Source organism: Nocardia sp. NPDC004340, from assembly GCF_053602575.1.
On sequence record NZ_JBSGDW010000010.1, the window covers coordinates 174,748 to 193,396 of the forward strand.

Consider the following 18,649-nt stretch of genomic DNA (forward strand, 5'->3'; position numbering starts at 1 on the left):
AAACCGTCCGGCCCGATCCTGTCGGGGCGGCATCGCGCCGAACAGGGCCAGGATCAGCGTGATTCTGAAACCGGGTCCGCCAGCGGCCGGGTGGGAACCGTGGCGGTGAGCCGGGTGCCGGTGCCCGGGCGGGCGTCGACGCGCAAGCTGCCGCCGATCACCGCGAGCCGGTCGCGCATGTTCGTCAGCCCGGTGCCGTCGGTGGCGCGATCGGGGTCGAACCCGCCGCCCGTATCGGTGACGGTGACCACCAGCCCGGCGTCACCCTGATGGGCGGCGATGGTGACGGTGGCGGTGGGCCCGCCGTGTTTGGCGCTGTTCTGCAACGCTTCCAGGCAGCAGTAGTAGAGGGCTGTTTCGATGTCCGGCCGATACCGCCCGATCCGGTCGGCACGCACCCGTACGGGAATGGGGGAGCGGGCGGCCGCGGCGGGCAGCGCGCCCGGCAGGCCTTCACGGGCCAGCAGCGGCGGGTAGATGCCCTGGGCGAGGCGGCGGATCTCGGCGATCGCGGTTTGCAGCAGTTCGCCTGCCTCTCCGATCAATTCGACGCCCGCGGGCGGATCGGCGGCCACGGTCTGGCGGGCCAGCTGCAGCGTGATCGCCACCGCGACCAGCTGTTGCTGCGCCCCGTCGTGCAGATCCTGTTCCAGCCGCCGCCGTTCGGCGTCGGTGGCCGCCACCAGGCGCGCGCGTGAGGAGGTGAGCTGGTCGGCGCGTTCGGCGAGCAGCCGCTGGGAGGAGCGCAGCGCGTCGGCATTGCGGCGCGCGATCACCGCCATATCGCCCATGGTGGCCGCGGTGTGCCAGACCACCAGCAGGATCGGCGCGGTCACGGCCGGAAACCCGATGGTGGCAAAGTATTCGGCGACCATCGGCGCGACGACCGAGGCGACCACCGGCAGCGCCAGCGCCGCGCACCCGAAGGTGGTGGCCAGGGTCGCGAGGCAGTACAGCAGCAGACGGCGGCGCTGCACGTACGGGATCGCGCTGATGGCCGGGATGATCGCGGCGACCACGTGCAGGGGCAGGGTGAACGGCGACAGCCACGACGCGGCCAGCGCTCCGGTCCAGATGCATACGGAGAACGTGGCGATGGCCGCTTCGAACGCGCCCCGCGCGGCGATCCGCAGCGTCACCACGAAGACCGCGCATTCGACGGCCAGCAGCGCCAGCATCGCGAACACCCAGATCGTCGGCCGCCCGATCGCCACGGCCACGGTCAGTGCCATGAGCACGCCGTTCGCGATCAGCAGCGCGAAGATGAGCTGCCGCAACCGGATCCGGGCCAGGACGTCGGTGCCGTCGGAGTCCACGCCGCTCCCGGCGTTCAACCCGCCGGTGTCGAGGGTGGCGTGAGCCCGCTCCAGATGCTGCGCAGCAACTGCGGGCTCAGCGTCTCCTTGTGTACGTAACCTGCTGCGCCGCACCGGTATACCTCGTGGGGGAGATCGGATGTGTCGTAGGTCGACATGAGCAGCACCGCCACGCCGGGATGCGCCCGCCGCAGCCGCCGGGTGGCCTCGATGCCGCCCATGCCGGGCATGTGGATGTCCATCAGCACCAGTCCGGTGCCCGCGCCGCGGGTCAGTTCGAGGGCCGCTTCGCCGCTGTCGGCCTCGCCCGCCAGCACGAATCCGGCGCTCGCGGCCACCATCGCCGCGGCCGCGCGCCGGAAGGTGGGCCCGTCGTCGACGATCCACACCTGCACCTGCTCGGTCATGTGCGCCCCATGCCTGTCATGGTGCGACGCGGGGCGGGCTTCGGGAAAGGGTGCACACACCCCTACCCGGAGTGCGCCGCCAGATACAGCAGCACCGCGGTGACCCGCTGGTCCAGGGTGGGATCGGAGGTGAGCCCGAACTTGGCGAAGATCGAGTTGATGTGCTTCTCGACCGCGCGTTGTGACAGCGAAAGACGTTGTGCCACCGCCCGATTGCTACCGCCGCCCGCGATCTCGGCGAGCACCTGCTTTTCCCGGGCGGTGAGGCGTCCGACCAGTTCGTCTTCGCGGCGGCGCGACAGCAGCGTCTCCACGATCACCGGGTCCAGCACGGATCCGCCGCCCGCGACCACGTGCACCGCGCTGAGCAGCTGGTCGAAATGCGCGATGTGCTCCTTGAGCAGGTATCCGCGCCCGGCGGACCCGCCGTCGAGCAGTCCGGTCGCGTACCGGGGTTCGGCGTAGTGGGACAGGGCGATGACGCCGGTGCGCCGCCCGGTGGCGCGCAGCTGCCGGGCCAGTCGGATGCCTTCGTCGGTCCCGGTGGGCGGCATGCGGATATCGGTGATCAGGACGTCGGGTTCGTGCCGGTGCACCAGTGCGGCGGTGGCGTCGAAATCGGTGGCGGTGCCGACCACCTCGATGCTGTCGTCGGTGGCCAGTACCCGCAGTACCCCGTCGCGGATCAGCATCGAATCCTCGGCCACGACGACCGTGACCGCTGTACTACTCACGGTATCCAAGGATCCTCCGGCTGTCGCCCCCGTGCACGGGTACCGCGCTACCCGATCACGCCGCCGCGGATCCGGATGCGCCAATCCCGGTGTGCCCCTTGCCCGTGAGGGGGTGCAGGCACCACGTTGATCAGTGGTATCGGCAGGCTGCCCGGGGCAGGCGCGGCGGCCGACCATGGAAGACGCGAGGGCGGTGGGGAGGAGGGGACCTCACCGTCCTCGCGCGGATCACGCGGGTGGCCGGTGGACTGTGAGCAGGTGGGGGCAGGTTGGTAGCGTGGTCGCAGGAAAACGATCGGTTGATCGGATATGTGCTGAGCCTGGAGGAGAGTGTCGTGACGGCCGTACGGCGGACTCAGGCCCAGCGGCGCGCCGAGACGCGAGAGGCGCTGATCGAGGCCACCATTCGGGCGATCGTCGAGAAGGGCTACTCCAAGCTCACGGTCAACGAGGTGTGCCGGCGTGCCGGCGTCTCGCACGGTGGACTGTTCGGCCGCTTCGACTCGCTGTTCGACCTGGTGGCCGCCGCCGCGGCCGAGGTCGGTCGCCGCCAGATCGAGCGTTTCGGCGCGAACGTGGCCGAGCTGCCCGACCCGCGCGACGTCGACGCGGTGCTGGCGATCTGGCTCGACGCCGCCCGCGACCCCATCAATACGGTGTGGCTGGAGCTGACCATCGCGGCCCGCACCGATGAGCAACTGCGCGAACACCTCTCGGCGGTCCGCGACGAGTACGCCGCGGCCCTGCTCTCCGGCGGTGGCCTGCCCGCCACCCGTGGACTCACCCCCGAACAGAACCTGGCCCTGGGCTCGATCGTGGTGTTCTGCTTCGACGGCTTCGCCATCCACACCGGCACCTTCCCGCAGCCGGAACTGGACGCCATGCGGCTGGCCGCCCTGACCACCATGGTCCGCCAGTACCTGGACACCCACCTCGTATCCGACCGGGCCACAGCGCGAGACTGACCGGCCTCCGGGTCACCGACCCGCGCCGGCCGTGTCGAAATCAATATATCGAGTGGGTGCAATATTTCTTAGGTCGGGTCCACCTGACCGACCGTCATGCGAGCGTCCACGACCAGGCCGATCACGCCCACCGCCAGGCATGCGACAGTGACGATGATCTGCGCGGGGGAGGTCCGATTGGTGAGCGCGTCACCGAGCAGCACGGTCCCCACCGTGCCCGGGATGATGCCGAGGAAGGTGGCCGCCAGGTACGGCGTGAACCGGATGGAAGACAGTGCCGCGCAATAGTTCACGATCGAGAACGGCGCGAAGGCGATGAGCCGCAACGATCCGATCGCCAGCCAGCCCCGCCGCGCGAGCCGCGCGTCGACCGCCCGCACCGTCGGATGGGTGAGCCGGGCTCGGACTCGCTCGTGATCGAGCGCGCGCACCAGCCACAATGCCAGCACCGCGCTCACCGTGGTGGCGGTGATGGCGAGTGTCAGCCCCTCCGTCGACCCGAACAGCATGCCCGCGCTGAGTGTGAAAATCGTTCGGGGAAACGGCGCTACGCACACCAGTGTGTGCACCGCGAAGAACACCAGCGGCAGCAGCGGCCCGACCGAATCGGCCCACTGCCGGATCTGCTGGGGTGCCGGATGCGGCGCGAAGGCCGCGAGCGCGAAGAGTAGTCCGCAGCCGATCAGCAAGGCCAGGGTGCGGGGTTGGCGCAGGCGGTTGAGCAGCCCGGATACGCGCTCGAGCGGGGAGCTCACGGTTGTTGGCACCGCGCCAGGTTACCCGCTGGTAGCGAGACTCCGGAGACGGCAATTACCGGGGTGCCGCTAGCATCAGGGGAAAGACGAGGAATGCTCGTTAACCAAAGTGACCGTTGATCTGCGCGAATGCCGGCCCAACGGGCACCGCGGTCAGGGAGTGGAAGAAGGAACAGCAGCTATGCCGATTGCTTCCGACTCGGACACCGATCCGGTGCCCGAGTATGCCGCCTGGCGCAAGGGTGTCGCCGGGGTGCTGGCGAAGGCCCGCAGGGTGGATGCGAGCGAACTGCCGGACGAGCCGGAGCAGCTGCTCGCGGTCACGACCTATGACGGTCTGACGGTCAACCCGCTCTACACGCGCCGTGACGAACTGCCCGAGCAGCCGCTGCCCGGGCAGTTCCCCTACGTGCGCGGTGGCGACGCCACCCGCGACGTGCACCGCGGCTGGTTCGTGAGCCAGAAGTTCGCCGGTAAGGACGCCAAGGCCGTCAACGCCGACATCCTGTTCGCGCTCGACAACGGCGTGAGCGCCGTGCAGCTGGGCGTCGCCGAGCGGGGCGTCCCGGTCGAGGGCCTGGCCACCGCGCTGCGGGGCCTGCTATTCGAGCTGGCCCCGCTCACCCTGGACGCCGGTCCGGCCGCCAATGAGGCCGCCGCCCAGCTGTTCTCGGTGCTCGACGCCTACGCCGCGGCCAACGCGACCACGGTCCCGAACCGCGCCGACATCCGCGTCTCGCTGGGCGCGACCCCGCTGACGAGCCTGTTCGCGGGCACCTCCGCCATCGACCTGGACGGCGCGGTCGCGCTGGCCCAGCAGGCGGTGGCCCGCCCGGAGACCATCCGCGCGATCACCGTGTGCGGCGTGGCCTTCCACAACGCGGGCGCCTCCGACGCGCAGGAGCTGGGCGCGGCCGTGGCCGCCGGCCTGGAGTACCTGCGCTCGCTCACCGACGCGGGCGCCGACATCGTGGATGCGCTGGGGCAGCTGGAGTTCCGCTTCGCCGCCACCGACGACCAGTTCGAGACGGTCGCGAAGTTCCGTGCCGCCCGCAAGCTGTGGGCCCGCGTGGCCCACGTCTGCGGCGCTCCGTCCGCCGGCAACGCGCCGCAGCAGGCCGTGACCTCCGCGGCCATGATGAGCCAGCGCGACCCGTGGGTGAACATGCTGCGCACCACGCTCGCCGCGTTCGGCGCGGGCGTCGGCGGCGCCGACATCGTCACCGTGCTGCCCTTCGACGCCGCCCTGCCCGCCGGGGAACTCGAGGTGTCGCAGGCGTTCTCCGAGCGCATGGCCCGCAACACCCAGCTGCTGCTGCTCGAGGAATCCCACCTCGGCCACGTGCAGGACCCGGGTGCGGGCTCCTGGTACGTGGAGTCGCTCACCGATGAGCTCGCCGCCAAGGCGTGGGAGTTCATGCAGGAGATCGAGGCCGCCGGCGGCTACCTGGCCGCGCTGCAGGCGGGTCTGCTCGCCGAGCGCATCGGCGAGACCAAGGCCCGGCGCGATTCCGATGTGGCGCACCGCAAGACGGCCGTCACCGGTGTCAACGAGTTCCCGAACCTGGGCGAGAAGCCGCTGTCGGAGGCCGCGCGCGCCGACGAGACCGCCCGCTACGGCGCCGCCTTCGAGGCGCTGCGCAACCGCTCCGACGTCTACCTGGCCGCCAACGGCGACCGCCCGCGGGTGCGCCTGGTTCCGCTGGGCCCGGTGTCGGAGAACAATGTTCGTGTCACCTTCTCCACCAACCTGCTGGCCTCCGGCGGCATCGAGGCGGTCACCGAGGCCGGTCCGTCGATCGCGGTGCTGTGCGGGTCGGACAAGCGGTACGGCACCGACGCCGCCGCGGCGGTGGAGGAATTGCGGGCGGCCGGTGTCACCACCGTGCTGCTGGCCGGACCCGAGAAGGCGGTCGCGGACCTGACCGGCGCCCAGCGCCCCGACGGTTTCGTGACCGCGCGCATGGATGCGGTGGCGGCTCTGTCCGGTCTGCTGGAGAAGCTGGGAGCGTAGAGATGAGCGATATCAAGCACCGGATCGGCAATTTCGCCGAAGTACCGCTGGCCGAGGGCGACACCGCCCCCGCAGAGGTCAGCGCCGCGCAGGTCGAGGAGTTCGTCAAGACCGCCGCGACCGCCAATCACTATGCGCCCGAGCAGCTGACCTGGTCGACCCCCGAGGGCATCGACGTGCCGCCGGTGTTCACCAAGGCCGACCGCGACGCCATCGTGGCCGAGGGCTACCCCCTCGACAGCGTGCCCGGCATCGCGCCGTTCGTGCGCGGTCCCTACCCGACCATGTACGTGAACCAGCCGTGGACCATCCGCCAGTACGCGGGCTTCTCCACCGCCGCGGACTCCAACGCCTTCTACCGCCGCAACCTGCAGTCGGGTCAGAAGGGCCTGTCGGTTGCCTTCGACCTGGCGACCCACCGCGGCTACGACTCGGACCACCCGCGCGTCACCGGTGACGTCGGTATGGCCGGTGTCGCCATCGACTCCATCCTCGACATGCGGGAACTGTTCGATCAGATTCCGCTGGACCAGGTTTCGGTGTCGATGACCATGAACGGCGCGGTGCTGCCGATCCTGGCGCTCTACGTCGTCGCCGCCGAGGAGCAGGGCGTCGCGCCCGAGCAGCTGGCCGGAACCATTCAGAACGACATTCTGAAGGAGTTCATGGTCCGCAACACCTACATTTACCCGCCCAAGCCCTCGATGCGGATCATCTCCGACATCTTCGCCTACACCTCCGCGAAGATGCCGAAGTTCAACTCGATCTCCATCTCCGGCTACCACATCCAGGAAGCCGGCGCGACCGCCGACCTGGAGCTGGCCTACACCCTCGCCGACGGCGTGGAGTACATCAAGGCCGGTCTGGACGCGGGCATGGAGGTCGACAAGTTCGCGCCGCGCCTGTCGTTCTTCTGGGCCATCGGCATGAACTTCTTCATGGAGGTCGCGAAACTCCGTGCGGGCCGCCTGCTCTGGAACGAGCTGGTCGCCAAGTTCGAGCCGAAGAACTCCAAGTCGCTCGCGCTGCGCACCCACTCGCAGACCTCGGGCTGGTCGCTGACCGCGCAGGACGTGTTCAACAATGTCGCGCGCACCTGCGTGGAGGCCATGGCCGCCACCCAGGGTCACACCCAGTCGCTGCACACCAACGCGCTCGACGAGGCGCTGGCCCTGCCGACGGACTTCTCCGCCCGCATCGCCCGCAACACCCAGCTGCTCATCCAGCAGGAGTCCAACACCACCCGTCCGGCCGACCCGTGGGGCGGCTCGTACTACGTGGAGTGGCTGACCCACCAGCTGGCCGAGCGCGCCCGCGCCCACATCGCCGAGATCGAGGCGCACGGCGGTATGGCGCAGGCGATTTCGGAGGGCATCCCGAAGCTGCGCATCGAGGAGGCCGCGGCTCGTACGCAGGCCCGCATCGACACCGGCCAGCAGCCGGTGATCGGCGTCAACAAGTACCTGGTCGAGGAAGACACCCCGATCGAGGTCCTCAAGGTCGAGAACTCGCGCGTGCGCGCCGAGCAGAACGCCAAGCTGGAAAAGCTGCGCGCCGAACGTGATTCGGCCGCGGTCGAGCAGGCGCTGGCCGAGCTCACCCGCGCGGCCGCCTCGACCGAGGGCGGCATGGAGAACAACCTGATGGCCCTGGCCATCGCGGCGGCCCGCGCCAAGGCCACCGTCGGTGAGATCTCCGATGCCCTGGAGAAGGTCTACGGCCGCCACCAGGCCGAAATCCGTACGCTCTCCGGCGTCTACCGGGAGGAGGCGGGCAAGGTGACCAATATCAGCAAGGCCATCGAACTGGTCGAGGAGTTCGCCGAAGCCGAGGGCCGTCGCCCCCGCATCCTGATCGCCAAGATGGGTCAGGACGGCCACGACCGCGGCCAGAAGGTGATCGCGACCGCCTTCGCCGACCTCGGCATGGACGTCGACGTGGGCCCGCTGTTCCAGACCCCCGAGGAGGTGGCGCAGCAGGCGGCCGACAATGACGTGCACGTCGTCGGCGTCTCGTCGCTGGCCGCGGGCCACCTCACGCTGGTGCCCGCCCTGCGGCAGGCACTGGCCGATGTCGGCCGGCCCGACATCATGGTCACCGTCGGCGGCGTCATCCCGCCCGGTGACTACGACGAGCTGTACGCCGCCGGCGCCGCGGGCATCTTCGGCCCCGGCACCATCATCGCCGACGCCGCGATCGACCTGATCGGCAAGCTGGCCGCACAGCTGGGCCACGAGATCGGCAGCGGCGCAACGGAATGAGCGACGCCGCACGCGCGACCGGGGGTGGCGAGAACCACCCCCGGCTCGGCACCACCGCCGGTGTCGGGGTCCCCGGACCCGGCCCCGGCGTCCGGCCCGCCACCCCCGTGGCGCGCCGGGTGATCGACGTCGACCAGCTGGCCGCGCAGGTGCGGGCGGGGGAGCGGGCCGGCCTGGCCCGCGCCATCACCCTCGTCGAATCCACCCGGGGCGACCATCGGGAACTGGCTCAGCAGCTGCTGCTGAAGCTGACCCCCGACGCGGGCAAGGCGCTGTCCAATCGCGTGGGCATCACCGGCGTTCCCGGTGTCGGCAAGTCGACCTTCATCGACGCGCTCGGCATGTACCTGATAGGCCAGGGCCATCGGGTGGCGGTGCTGGCCGTCGACCCGTCCTCGACCCTGACCGGCGGCTCGATCCTGGGCGACAAGACCCGCATGGAACGGCTGTCGGTGCAGCGCGACGCGTTCATCCGGCCCTCGCCGACCGCGGGCACCCTCGGCGGCGTCGCCAAGGCGACCCGCGAGACCATCGTGCTGCTCGAGGCGGCGGGCTACGACGTGATCCTGGTGGAGACCGTCGGCGTCGGCCAGTCCGAGGTCACCGTCGCCAATATGGTCGACGTCTTCTGCTTCCTCACCCTGGCCCGCACCGGCGACCAGCTGCAGGGCATCAAGAAGGGCGTGCTCGAACTCGCCGACCTGGTGGCCGTGAACAAGGCCGACGGCCGCCACGAGCTCGAGGCCAAGGCCGCCGCCCGCGAACTGCAGGGCGCCATGCGGCTCGTGCACCCGCGCGAATCGCTGTGGCGGCCACCGGTTCTCACCATGTCCGGCCTCAACGGCACCGGCCTGGACACGTTCTGGGACGCCGTGCTCACCCACCGCCGGGTGCTCACCGAGGCGGGGGAGTTCGCCGAGAAGCGCCGCCGCCAGCAGGTCGACTGGACCTGGACCATGGTGCACGACAACCTGCTGCGCCGCCTGTCCGACAGCCCGGCCGTCAAGGCCCTGAAGGCCCCGGTGGAGAAGCAGATTCGCGACGGCTCCCTCACCCCGGCGCTGGCCGCCGAGGAGATCCTGCGGGCCTTCGACGAACGGCCCTGATCGCCATGACCATCCGGATCCGCCCCGGTCTCGCCTCCGACGCGGACGCGGTCGCCATGCTGCACACCGCCAGCTGGCGCACCGCATACGTCGGGATCATGCCCGGGGCGTATCTGGACGGGGCGCTGGCCGCTGACCACAAGGCCATGTGGCTGTCCCGGCTGACCGCCGAGGTCGCGCCCGGCAGCCTCTTCGTCGCCGAATCCGGTTCGGAACTGCTGGGATTCATCTATCTGGCGCTGCAACCGGACGGTCGCGTCCTGATCGACAATCTGCATGTCGGCCCGGCTCTCAAGCGCGGCGGCATCGGGACGCGGCTGCTGCGTCACGGATTCGAGTGGGCCGCCGCCGAATTCCCCGGCCACCCGGTGTATCTGGAAGTGCTGGAAGACAATACGGCCGCCATCGCGTTCTACGAACGCCATGGCGGCCGGGCCGGTATGCCTCGCACCTATCGCTTCCCGCAGGGCTTCGAGGTTCAGGACCTCGAAATCACCTGGCCTGTCACGCCCGCCGGCTAGACCCCGAGGGCGTCGGCGATCAGCGGCCAGGAATCGTGCACGTCATCCTGCCAATACGGCCAGGCGTGCGTGCCGTTCCGGTAGGCGACCTGTGCCGGAATCCCCAGTTCCCCGAGCCGGGTGACCAGTGAGTCCGTGCAGCCGCGGACCACCGTCTCCATGACCCCGCCCACCGCCATGCGATCGGTCAGCGTGGCCACGTTCCCGGCGATGCTCGGATCCGCGAGGGAATCGTGCACGCCTGGCGCGCCATTGCCCGCCGAGACGTAGAGCGCCACCCCGCGCAGCCGGTCGGCGTTGATCACGGGGTCGTGGGCGTCCCAGGCCGGATTGTTGTCAGGCCCCCACATATTGAAGGCATTGGCCCGGAACAGCCCGAGCTCGGACCGCACGAAATTGCGCGCCACCGCGTCGGTGGTGCGCGGACAGCCGCTGTAGGCCCCGACGGCCTGGTACATGCCGGGCGCCTCGATGGCGAGATTCAGCGCCGAGGTCGCGGACATGGACGCGCCCGCGATCGCGTTGCGCCCGGTCATCTGGAAGTGGGACTCCAGTAGCGGCGGCAGTTCGTGGATCAGGAAGGTGGACCACTTGTTGCGGCCCAGCGTCGGATCGTCGGAGATCCAGTCGGTGTAGAAGCTGGCGCGCCCGCCGATCGGGGTGATGACGTTGACCGGCTTGTCCGAGAAGAATTCGGCGACATCGGTGCGATTGGACCAGGGGCCGCCGGATTCCCCGCCGTCGACCGCGTTCAACAGATACAGCGCCGGTGCCGGGGCATCGGGGTGCGACACCCAGACCGGGATATTGCGTCCCATGGCCGCGGAGTAGACGGTCACCTCGTACTGGCGTCCGCCGAGCGGCCGCACGTCCACGATGCCGGAACCTCCGCCGGGGTCGGCGTGCGCCGACGCTGGCATCAGCGCGGCAAATATGGCGATCAGGGCAACGAGGGAACGCGTCAGCCGATGCATGACAGTGAGTATCCCGCCGCTGACCTCGATTTTTTGACATCAGCACGCGTGTTCTCCGCGGACGGTTTCGCGGCGGGCGGAAACGGGTAACGGACGGGCGGTCCGACAGCCGCATACGTACAGCTATCGGACCGCGTCGAGGACGTCAGATCATCATGCGCAGCGGGCCCTCGGGCTCCAGGCCCATCGTGGTCAGCGCCGTCGAGTGGTAGATCGATCCGGGCGTGTGGATGGCGTGCTGCAACCCCACGTGCGCGTCGCGCCAGAACCGCTGCATGACGTTCTGCCGCCGCGCCGCGTTGCCGCCCGAGCGCGCGAAGATCTGGTCGACCGCTGCCACCGCCCGCCACGCACAGCGAACTTGATTGCGGCGCACCACGGATCGGTCCTCGAACGAGATGGGCTTACCGGCGTCGGCGAGATCGTAGAGGCGGCTGATGCCGTCGAGCAGCTGGCCGCGGGAGGCGGCGATGTCGGCGGCGGCCTCGGAGATGGCCGACAGCACGATCGGGTCGTCCTTGATCAGGGTGCCCGTGGCGGTGACGCGATTGCGCTGGTAGTCGAGGTGGGCCGCGAGCGCGCCCTCGGCGATCCCGATGACCGCGGCGGTGATGCCGAGGGGGAACATCGACCAGAACGGCAGTTTGTAGACGGTGTCGGTGCGGCCCGCGCGCTCAGCGGCCAGCTCGCCCTCGGCGACCGCCTCCATCTCGATGGTCCGGTAGGCCGGAATGAACGCGCCGTCGACGATGATGTCCTTGGACCCGGTGCCCTGCAGCCCGATGACGTCCCAGGAGTCATCGACGATGGTGTAGTCCTTGCGCGGCAGCACCACGTGCAGCACGGACGGGGGCATCACCGGATTCCCCTCGGGGTCGGCGAGCAACGCGCCCAGGAAGATCCAGTCGCAGTGGTCGGTGCCGGAGGAGAAGGCCCAGCGCCCGTTCAGCGTGTAACCGCCGTCGGTCTGCTTCGCAACGCCCATCACCGCGTACGGCGAGGCGATCCAGGCTTCGGGGTTCTCGCCCCACACCTCGTCCTGCAGCCGGCGGTCCATCAGCGCCATTTCCCACGGGTGCGCGCCGACCACGCCGGTCACCCATCCGGTGGAGCCGCAGTGCTTGGACACGGCCATGACCGCCTCGGCGTAGTCGCGCGGGTGCGCGGCCAGGCCGCCGTACTCGGTCGGCTGCAGCATCCGCATGATGCCGGTCTGGCGGAGCAGCTTCACGCTCTCGTCGGAGAGCTTCCCCAGCCGCTCGGTTTCCGGGGCAGTCGCCGCGAGCTGTCCGGACAGCTCCTCGATCCGGCTCACTACCTCATGCGTCATTTGCAACTCCCCGCTGTTCGGCGTGCCTCTATTGGAACGCGTTCCAGGGCAACGTATCCCGAATGTCCGCGGTTTGCCGGACAAACCCGATAGCTATCGCCATGCATCGTCTCCGCGCCGCCGGTGTGACGGACCAGACCGGCAGATAGATTGTTCACAATCTAATTGCTGGCTACCGTGTTGTACGTGACCGATGAGCAGGCACTGGAGAACCAGCTGTGCTTCGCGCTGTACGCGGCGTCGCGGGCGATGACCGGGCTGTACCGGTCCAAGCTCGACGCGCTCGGCATCACCTATCCGCAATATCTGGTCCTGGCCGCGCTCTGGCAGCGCGACGAGCGAACTGTCGGCGATCTGTGCGCGGCACTGGACCTGGACTCGGGCACGCTCTCACCCTTGTTGAAGCGCCTCGAAACGGCGGGCTTCGTAACCCGCCGCCGCTCCACGACCGACGAACGTCGCGTCCGGATCAGCCTCACCGACCGCGGCCGCGACCTGCGCGCGGCCGCCTGCCACATCCCGGGACGAGCCGAGGAGATCTCCGGCATGTCCACCACCGAACTGGCCGACCTGCGGACGACCCTGCAACGGCTCACCGCGGCCCTGGCCGCCCACCCCCGATCGAAGGAGAACCCCTGATGAACGCTCCCATGCGCGCGGTGGTCATCGAAGCATTCGGCGAGCCGAAGGACGTGCTGACCACGTCCGAACGGCCGGTGCCCGAACCCGGCCCGGGCGAGGTGCGCATCGCGACCACCCTGGCCCCGATCCACAATCACGACCTGGCCATCATTCGCGGCATCTACGGCTACCGGCCGGAGCTGCCCGCCGTCCCCGGCACCGAGGCCGTCGGCCGCGTCGACGCCCTCGGCGAGGGTGTCACCGGCCTGGAAGCCGGTCAGCGCGTGACGGTCTCGGGTGTGCAGGGCGCGTGGGCGGAGTACTTCGTCGCCAAGGCGGGCGGGGTGGTGCCGGTGCCGGACTCGGTGTCCGACGCGACCGCGAGCCAGCTACTGGCCATGCCGCTGAGCGCGCTCATGCTGCTCGAGGACCTGAATGTCGAACCCGGGCAATGGATCACGATCAATGCCGCCAACGGTGCGGTCGGTCGCCTGCTGAACCTGATGGCCCGGGCCCGCGGCGTGCGGGTGCTCAATCTGGTGCGCAGCGAGTCCGCGGCGAAGTCCTTGCGGGAGCTGGGTTTCGAACCGGTACTCGACACCGAGTCCGCGGACTGGGTCGAGCGGGCCGCCGAGGTCACCGGTGGTGAGCCGATCGTGCGCGCGGTCGACCAGGTCAGCGGCAAGGCCGCCGATGATCTGCTCACGGTGCTGGCTCCGCGCGGCGAGCTGATCACCTTCGGTGCGCTCTCCGGTCAGCCGCTGGTGCTCAACCCCGGCCCGATCATCTTCAAACAGGCCGTGGTGAAGGGCTTCTGGGGCTCCAAGCGGGCCGAGGAGATCGGCGGCGAGGAGCGCCGCCGCCTCATCACCGAACTGGTCACGCTGGCCGCGCAGGGCGTGCTGGATCTGCCCGTCGAGACCGCCTACCCGCTCGAGCAGGCCGCCGAGGCGGCCGCGGCCAGCGAACGGCCGGGCCGCAACGCCAAGATCGCGCTCAGCGTCTCCGGCGGCTAGCCGCTACCCGGCCAGCAACACCGCGGCCAGCGTGATCGCGCCCGGCACCGCCTGGGCGAACAGGATCCGCCGGCTCGCGGTGGCCGCGCCGTAGAGTCCGGCCACCACCACGCAGGCCGCGAAGAAGATCTTCGCGGCCTGCCCGACCGGATCGGACGCGATCAGGCCCCAGATCAGGCCCGCGGCCAGGAAACCGTTGTAGAGGCCCTGATTGGCGGCCAGCACCTTGGTCTCCTCGGCGAACTCGGCGGTGGTGCCGAAGCTCGCGCGAACCCGGGGCGTGGTCCACAGGAACATCTCCATGACCAGGATGTAGACGTGCAACGCGGCGAGCAATCCGACGAGGATTTCCGCGACCAACCGCATGACCGGCCCGCCTTTCTCGATATCGCCAGGGTGTGAGGTGCTATCCGAGAGGGAACACGCGTGCCGCGTTATCGTGACAGACCGCGCGCAGCCAGTCGTCGCCGAGGTCCAGGCGTTCCAGTGCGAACAGCGCGTGCCCGTACGGGTAGGGGATGTTCGGGAAGTCGCTGCCGAACAGGATGCGGTCGCCGAGATCGCGGACGCGGGGGAGTTCGGCGGCGGGGAAGGGGTCGGCGGCCTCGAAGAAATCGGTGAAGTTCATGGTGGTGTCGAGCAGGACGCCGTCATGAGCCTGGGCGATGTCGAGGAACTCGCCGTACTCCGGAGCGCCCATGTGCGCGATGATCAGCCGCAGTCGCGGGAAGCGCCGCAGCAGGGCCTCGATGGGCTCGGGACCGGTGAATTCCCCGGCGGCGGGCCCGGATCCGCAGTGGATCACGACCGGCGTGCCCGCGTCCTGGATCAGGCCCCATACCTCGTCCAGCAGCGGATCGGCCGGGTGGTAGTGGCCGACCTGGATGTGCAGCTTGAAGATTCGCGTTCCGGCCTCCAGCGCCGCGCGCACGTATTCGGGCGCGCCCGGCTCCGGATAGAAGGTCGAGGTGTGCAGGCAGTCCGGCGTGCGGGCGGCGAAGTCGGCGGACCAGCTGTTGAGCCAGGCCGCCATGTCCGGTTTGTGCGGATAGATCATCGAGGTGAAGGCGCTGACCCCGAACCCCCGCAGCGTCTTCAGCCGCACCTGCTCCTCGTCGCGGTAGGTGATCGGCCATTCGCGGTGGCCCACCAGCGGTCCGGCGGTGTCGAAGTAGGTCCACACCTTGCGCAGCACCTGCTCGGGCATGAAATGCGTGTGCACGTCGATGATTCCGGGCAGCCCGAGCCGCTCGCGGAATCCGGTGACGTAGTCGAGGTCTGTTCCGCCGGTCACCGGTCGGTATCTCCTTCCGCGAACACCGTTCGCGCGTAATCGCCGACGCGGCCGATCAGCCGCTCGAAGAACTCCTCGGGCCCGGTCGCGACCACGATGTCCGCGTTGGGTTCCCGGCCCCACATCCCCGCCCAGTCGGCCACCGTGGTGGCGCGGGTGAGGGTTCCTGTCAACTCCACGTCGACCGTCGCGGGCTTGGTGACCGCCAGGCTCGGGTCCAGTGCCACCGCCGCCGCGAACGGGTCGTGCATGTGCGCCAGATAGCCCTGGTCGTAGAGCTTGTGGAAGTCGAAATAGAAGCGCACCGCGTCGGTGAGGAACCGCACCAGCGGATTGCTCGCCTTCGACCGGGTGTGCGGCGGATCGTCCTCGGTGACCAGCTCTACCGGTGTGCTGCCGGCCCGTTCGGCCAGCAGCGCCAGGTGCGGGGGCTTCATCTCGATGGTCTCGGTGATGTCGAGGGCGCACACGATCGGGCGGCGGTCGGCGGGCGCGGCGGAGAAGGCGTCGAAGACCTCCTTGGCCGCCTCCGGGTCCACGTGCACGTTCCACTCGTTGGTGGGGGTGGTGTTGCCCGGGTGATTGAACGCCCCGCCCATGATGACCAGCCGCCGGAGCAGCTGCGGCAGTTGCGGTTCCATGCGCAGCGCCAATGCGAGATTGGTGAGCGGACCGGTGCACAGGCCGACGATCTCGCCGGGGTGCTCGCGGGCCAGGTCGACCCACAGCTGTGCGGCCGTCCGATTCGACAGGGTCCGCTTGCTCGGCGGCAGCTCGGCGTACCCGACCCCCTGCGGCCCGTGCGTGTCCTCGGTGGTGCGCAGCGGCACCGCCAGGGGCGTCAACGCCCCTTGTGCCACTTCGATTTCCGGGGCCCGCGCGAGCTCGAGTAGCGCCAGATTATTGGCCGCGACCTGCGGTGCGGGCACATTGCCCGCGGTGGAGGCGATTCCGATGATCTCGGCCTCGGGGGAGGCGAGCAGGTAGAGCAGACCGAGGGCGTCATCGATGCCGGTGTCGTTGTCCATGAGGATCTTCTGCCGCACAGGTCCGAGGGTAGCCGGACGGATGCCACCCGACTTTTATACGGGTGTCTGGAACGAATGTCTAAGACGCTGCTAGGGTGGGGGGATGGGAAATCGAGAAGACCTGCTGGCGGGTGCGCGTCAGGCCGTCCTGGAGCGCGGCCTGGCCAAGGTGACCGCCCGCGACATCGCCACCGCCGCCGGTGTCAGCCTCGCCGCCATCGGCTATCACTTCGGCTCCAAGGACCAGTTGGTCACCGAGGCCATCACCATGGGCGTCGGCACCGAGATCGGTGACGGCATGGAGACGGCCATTCGCGACGCGGGGGAGGGGCGCACCCTCTGGGAGTCGTTGGCCGCCACCTGGAACGGCTTCGTCGACGTGATCCAGAGCAATCGCGACGGCCTGCTGCTCAGCACCGAGAACGGTCTGCAGATCGCGCGTGATCCCGCGCAACAGGTCTTCATGGCCGAGGCGAGCGCGGAGGCGCACCGGGAAATCGCGGCCTCGGTTCAGGCGGTGCATACCGACCTGAGCGACGATCAGGCCGCCGCGGTCGCCAAGCTGCTGTTCGTGCTGTTCCAGGGCTTGGCCGTGCAAATGATCATCGCGCCCGGCGCGGATTGGATCGACGGCGACGAACTGACGACCGCGGTCGCGGCGATCCGCGGGAAGTGATCTCAGCTCGGCGGTACGTGCCGCAGCCGGGTGACGGCGATGACGGCCAGCAGTAAGGCGGCCCCCGCGGCGATCGCCGCGGTCAGGTGCATGCCGGTGAGGAAGGCGTGCTTGGCCGCCTCGGCGACGGTGCTGCCCAGCTTGCCCGGCATGGTGCGGGCCACCTCGAGCGCCGCGCCGAGCGTGTCGCGGGCCGCGCGGGCATCGGGGTCCGACATGCCGTAGGGCAGACCGGCATTGAGCTGGCTGCGGTAGATGGCGATGCTGATGCTGCCGAGGATGGAGATCCCGAGCGCGCCACCGAATTCGGCCCCGGTCTCCGAGAGCCCGGAGGCCGCCCCCGCCTGCTCCGGCGGCGCGGTGCCGACGATGAGCTCGGTGGTCACTCCGAAAACCGGTGCCAGACCGAACGACACCAGCAGCGACGCCACGATGGTGAGCTCCACCCCGCCCGAGGTGGTGATCTGGGTGAGCAGCAGCAGTCCGCAGGCGGCCAGGGCCATGCCTGCGCCGATCATGTACGCGGGCCGCACCACTTTCATGATGCGCGGCCCCAGCTGCGAACCGACCATGAAGCCCAGGCCGGCCGGGATGGTGGCCAGGCCGGCGCGCAGCGGCGACATGCCCAGGACCAGCTGGAAGTACTGGCCCACGAACAGGGCGTATCCGAACGCGACGAAGATGGCCACCATATTGATGGTCAGCGCGGTCCGGAAGCTGCCTAGTCGGAACAGGCGGAGATCCAGCATCGGCTCCGGCGTATTGAGCTGCCGCCGAACGAAGATCACCCCGATGGCGATGCCCGTGGTCAGCGCCGCCAGCGCGATGGGTCCGGGTCCGTCCTGCGCGGCCTGTTTCATGCCGAACACCACCAAGAGCACGGCTGCCGTGCACAGCGCGGCGCTCACCGGATCGAGGCGGCCCGCGTCGGGATCGCGAAATTCGGGCAGCACTCGGGGCGCGAGCACGATCAGCAGCACCATGACCGGCACCGCGAGCAGGAACACCGACCCCCACCAGAAGTGCTCGAGCATCAGCCCGCCCGCGAGCGGCCCGATGGAGCCGCCGACCGAGTAGGAGCCCACCCACACCCCGACGGCCACCGACCGTTGCCCCGGGTCGCGAAACATGGTGAAGATCAACGAGAGTGTGGAGGGCGCGAGGGTGGCTCCGGCGACGCCGAGCAGCGCCCGGCAGGCGATGAGCACCGGCGCGGACGGCGCGAAGGCCGCGATCACCGAGATCGCCGCGAACGCGGCCGCTCCGACCATCAGCAACCGGCGGCGTCCGATGCGGTCGCCGATGGTGCCCATGGTGAGCAGCAAACCCGCGACGAGAAATCCGTAAACGTCGATGATCCACAGCAATTGGGAACCGGTCGGCCGCAGGACCTCGCTGATCTGCGGTACCGCCAGGTGCAGGACCGTCAGGTCCATCGAGTAGACCAGGCACGCCAGTGCGAGCACCGACAGTCCGGCCCATTCCCGTCTCCCTACCTTGGTGGCGCCGGCGTCGCTGGCGGCGGTGAGCAAGGGAGCAGGTGTGTCCACGGTGACGTCCTCCATCCGCATGTCGACATACGGGTCGACAATTTTGATGTCGGTTTCAGGGTCTCATTTATTAACGCCGTA

General features: G+C 69.4%; 18 protein-coding genes. 8 read left to right on the forward strand and 10 right to left on the reverse strand.

Translation table 11 applies throughout. The features are described from left to right. Positions 1-53: 53 nt before the first annotated feature. The 3 genes from ACWEOI_RS30425 to ACWEOI_RS30435 form a co-directional block, all read right to left on the reverse strand. Positions 54-1,334, reverse strand: a complete 1,281-nt coding sequence (locus ACWEOI_RS30425) for a sensor histidine kinase (protein WP_452361800.1) — start codon at positions 1,332-1,334, stop codon at positions 54-56. After that, positions 1,331-1,723 carry a response regulator gene (locus tag ACWEOI_RS30430; RefSeq protein WP_452361801.1) on the reverse strand — a complete coding sequence of 131 codons (393 nt, stop codon included), beginning with the start codon at positions 1,721-1,723 and terminating at the stop codon, positions 1,331-1,333. The genes ACWEOI_RS30425 and ACWEOI_RS30430 overlap by 4 nt, the downstream gene beginning before the upstream one ends. A gap of 62 nt (positions 1,724-1,785) precedes the next feature. Further along, positions 1,786-2,457, reverse strand: a complete 672-nt coding sequence (locus tag ACWEOI_RS30435) for a response regulator transcription factor (protein ID WP_452361802.1) — start codon at positions 2,455-2,457, stop codon at positions 1,786-1,788. Between the two features lie 335 nt (positions 2,458-2,792). Between ACWEOI_RS30435 and ACWEOI_RS30440 the strand changes: the two genes are divergently transcribed. Next, a complete protein-coding gene (locus ACWEOI_RS30440; protein ID WP_452361803.1) occupies positions 2,793-3,422 on the forward strand; it encodes a TetR/AcrR family transcriptional regulator in 630 nt (209 codons plus the stop codon). A 68-nt stretch (positions 3,423-3,490) separates the two neighbouring features. Here ACWEOI_RS30440 and ACWEOI_RS30445 read toward each other — a convergent pair whose 3' ends face one another. Continuing rightward, positions 3,491-4,189 (reverse strand): TVP38/TMEM64 family protein, encoded by a 699-nt coding sequence (locus ACWEOI_RS30445; protein WP_452361804.1) that lies wholly within the window; start codon positions 4,187-4,189, stop codon positions 3,491-3,493. 169 nt (positions 4,190-4,358) lie between these two features. Here ACWEOI_RS30445 and ACWEOI_RS30450 point away from each other — a divergent pair, with 169 nt between their 5' ends. The 4 genes from ACWEOI_RS30450 (at position 4,359) to ACWEOI_RS30465 (ending at position 10,079) form a co-directional block, all read left to right on the forward strand. Continuing rightward, positions 4,359-6,191: a methylmalonyl-CoA mutase family protein gene (locus tag ACWEOI_RS30450; protein WP_433673099.1), complete on the forward strand. Its 1,833-nt coding sequence runs from the start codon at positions 4,359-4,361 to the stop codon at positions 6,189-6,191. A gap of 2 nt (positions 6,192-6,193) precedes the next feature. Next, on the forward strand, positions 6,194-8,452 hold the full coding sequence (gene scpA, locus ACWEOI_RS30455; protein ID WP_452361805.1) for a methylmalonyl-CoA mutase: 2,259 nt from the start codon (positions 6,194-6,196) through the stop codon (positions 8,450-8,452). Between the two features lie 107 nt (positions 8,453-8,559). Further along, positions 8,560-9,558, forward strand: coding sequence for a methylmalonyl Co-A mutase-associated GTPase MeaB (meaB, locus tag ACWEOI_RS30460; protein WP_433673347.1), 999 nt, complete (start codon positions 8,560-8,562; stop codon positions 9,556-9,558). A gap of 5 nt (positions 9,559-9,563) precedes the next feature. Then, positions 9,564-10,079 (forward strand): N-acetyltransferase family protein, encoded by a 516-nt coding sequence (locus ACWEOI_RS30465; protein WP_452361806.1) that lies wholly within the window; start codon positions 9,564-9,566, stop codon positions 10,077-10,079. On the opposite strand, the gene ACWEOI_RS30470 is transcribed toward ACWEOI_RS30465, so the two are convergent. Together ACWEOI_RS30470 and ACWEOI_RS30475 are read right to left on the reverse strand one after the other, a co-directional pair. Further along, entirely contained in the window at positions 10,076-11,053 is a 978-nt protein-coding gene (locus ACWEOI_RS30470; protein ID WP_452361807.1) for an alpha/beta hydrolase, read from the reverse strand. The two genes, ACWEOI_RS30465 and ACWEOI_RS30470, sit on opposite strands and share 4 nt — an antisense overlap. Before the next feature lie 145 nt (positions 11,054-11,198). Further along, positions 11,199-12,383, reverse strand: a complete 1,185-nt coding sequence (locus ACWEOI_RS30475; protein ID WP_433673103.1) for an acyl-CoA dehydrogenase family protein — start codon at positions 12,381-12,383, stop codon at positions 11,199-11,201. A gap of 186 nt (positions 12,384-12,569) precedes the next feature. Here ACWEOI_RS30475 and ACWEOI_RS30480 point away from each other — a divergent pair, with 186 nt between their 5' ends. Continuing rightward, complete coding sequence (locus ACWEOI_RS30480; RefSeq protein ID WP_433673104.1) at positions 12,570-13,022, forward strand: transcriptional regulator, SarA/Rot family; 453 nt, start codon at positions 12,570-12,572, stop codon at positions 13,020-13,022. Continuing rightward, complete coding sequence (locus ACWEOI_RS30485) at positions 13,022-14,020, forward strand: zinc-binding dehydrogenase (protein WP_452361808.1); 999 nt, start codon at positions 13,022-13,024, stop codon at positions 14,018-14,020. The genes ACWEOI_RS30480 and ACWEOI_RS30485 overlap by 1 nt, the downstream gene beginning before the upstream one ends. A gap of 3 nt (positions 14,021-14,023) precedes the next feature. Here ACWEOI_RS30485 and ACWEOI_RS30490 read toward each other — a convergent pair whose 3' ends face one another. From ACWEOI_RS30490 to ACWEOI_RS30500, 3 genes are read right to left on the reverse strand one after another with little or no spacing between them, the layout of a single operon-like run. After that, the gene (locus ACWEOI_RS30490; RefSeq protein WP_433673106.1) at positions 14,024-14,386 is read right to left on the reverse strand and encodes a DUF1304 domain-containing protein; all 363 of its coding nucleotides are present in this window, start codon (positions 14,384-14,386) and stop codon (positions 14,024-14,026) included. 40 nt (positions 14,387-14,426) lie between these two features. Beyond that, a complete protein-coding gene (locus ACWEOI_RS30495) occupies positions 14,427-15,314 on the reverse strand; it encodes an amidohydrolase family protein (protein ID WP_452361809.1) in 888 nt (295 codons plus the stop codon). Further along, positions 15,311-16,342, reverse strand: a complete 1,032-nt coding sequence (locus tag ACWEOI_RS30500) for a nucleoside hydrolase (RefSeq protein ID WP_433673348.1) — start codon at positions 16,340-16,342, stop codon at positions 15,311-15,313. Before ACWEOI_RS30500 ends, ACWEOI_RS30495 begins: the two co-directional genes overlap by 4 nt. Before the next feature lie 103 nt (positions 16,343-16,445). On the opposite strand from ACWEOI_RS30500, the gene ACWEOI_RS30505 reads away from it, so the two are divergent. Then, complete coding sequence (locus ACWEOI_RS30505; RefSeq protein WP_452361810.1) at positions 16,446-17,018, forward strand: TetR/AcrR family transcriptional regulator; 573 nt, start codon at positions 16,446-16,448, stop codon at positions 17,016-17,018. 2 nt (positions 17,019-17,020) lie between these two features. Here ACWEOI_RS30505 and ACWEOI_RS30510 read toward each other — a convergent pair whose 3' ends face one another. Continuing rightward, on the reverse strand, positions 17,021-18,583 hold the full coding sequence (locus ACWEOI_RS30510) for an MFS transporter (protein WP_452361832.1): 1,563 nt from the start codon (positions 18,581-18,583) through the stop codon (positions 17,021-17,023). Between the last annotated feature and the right edge of the window lie 66 nt (positions 18,584-18,649).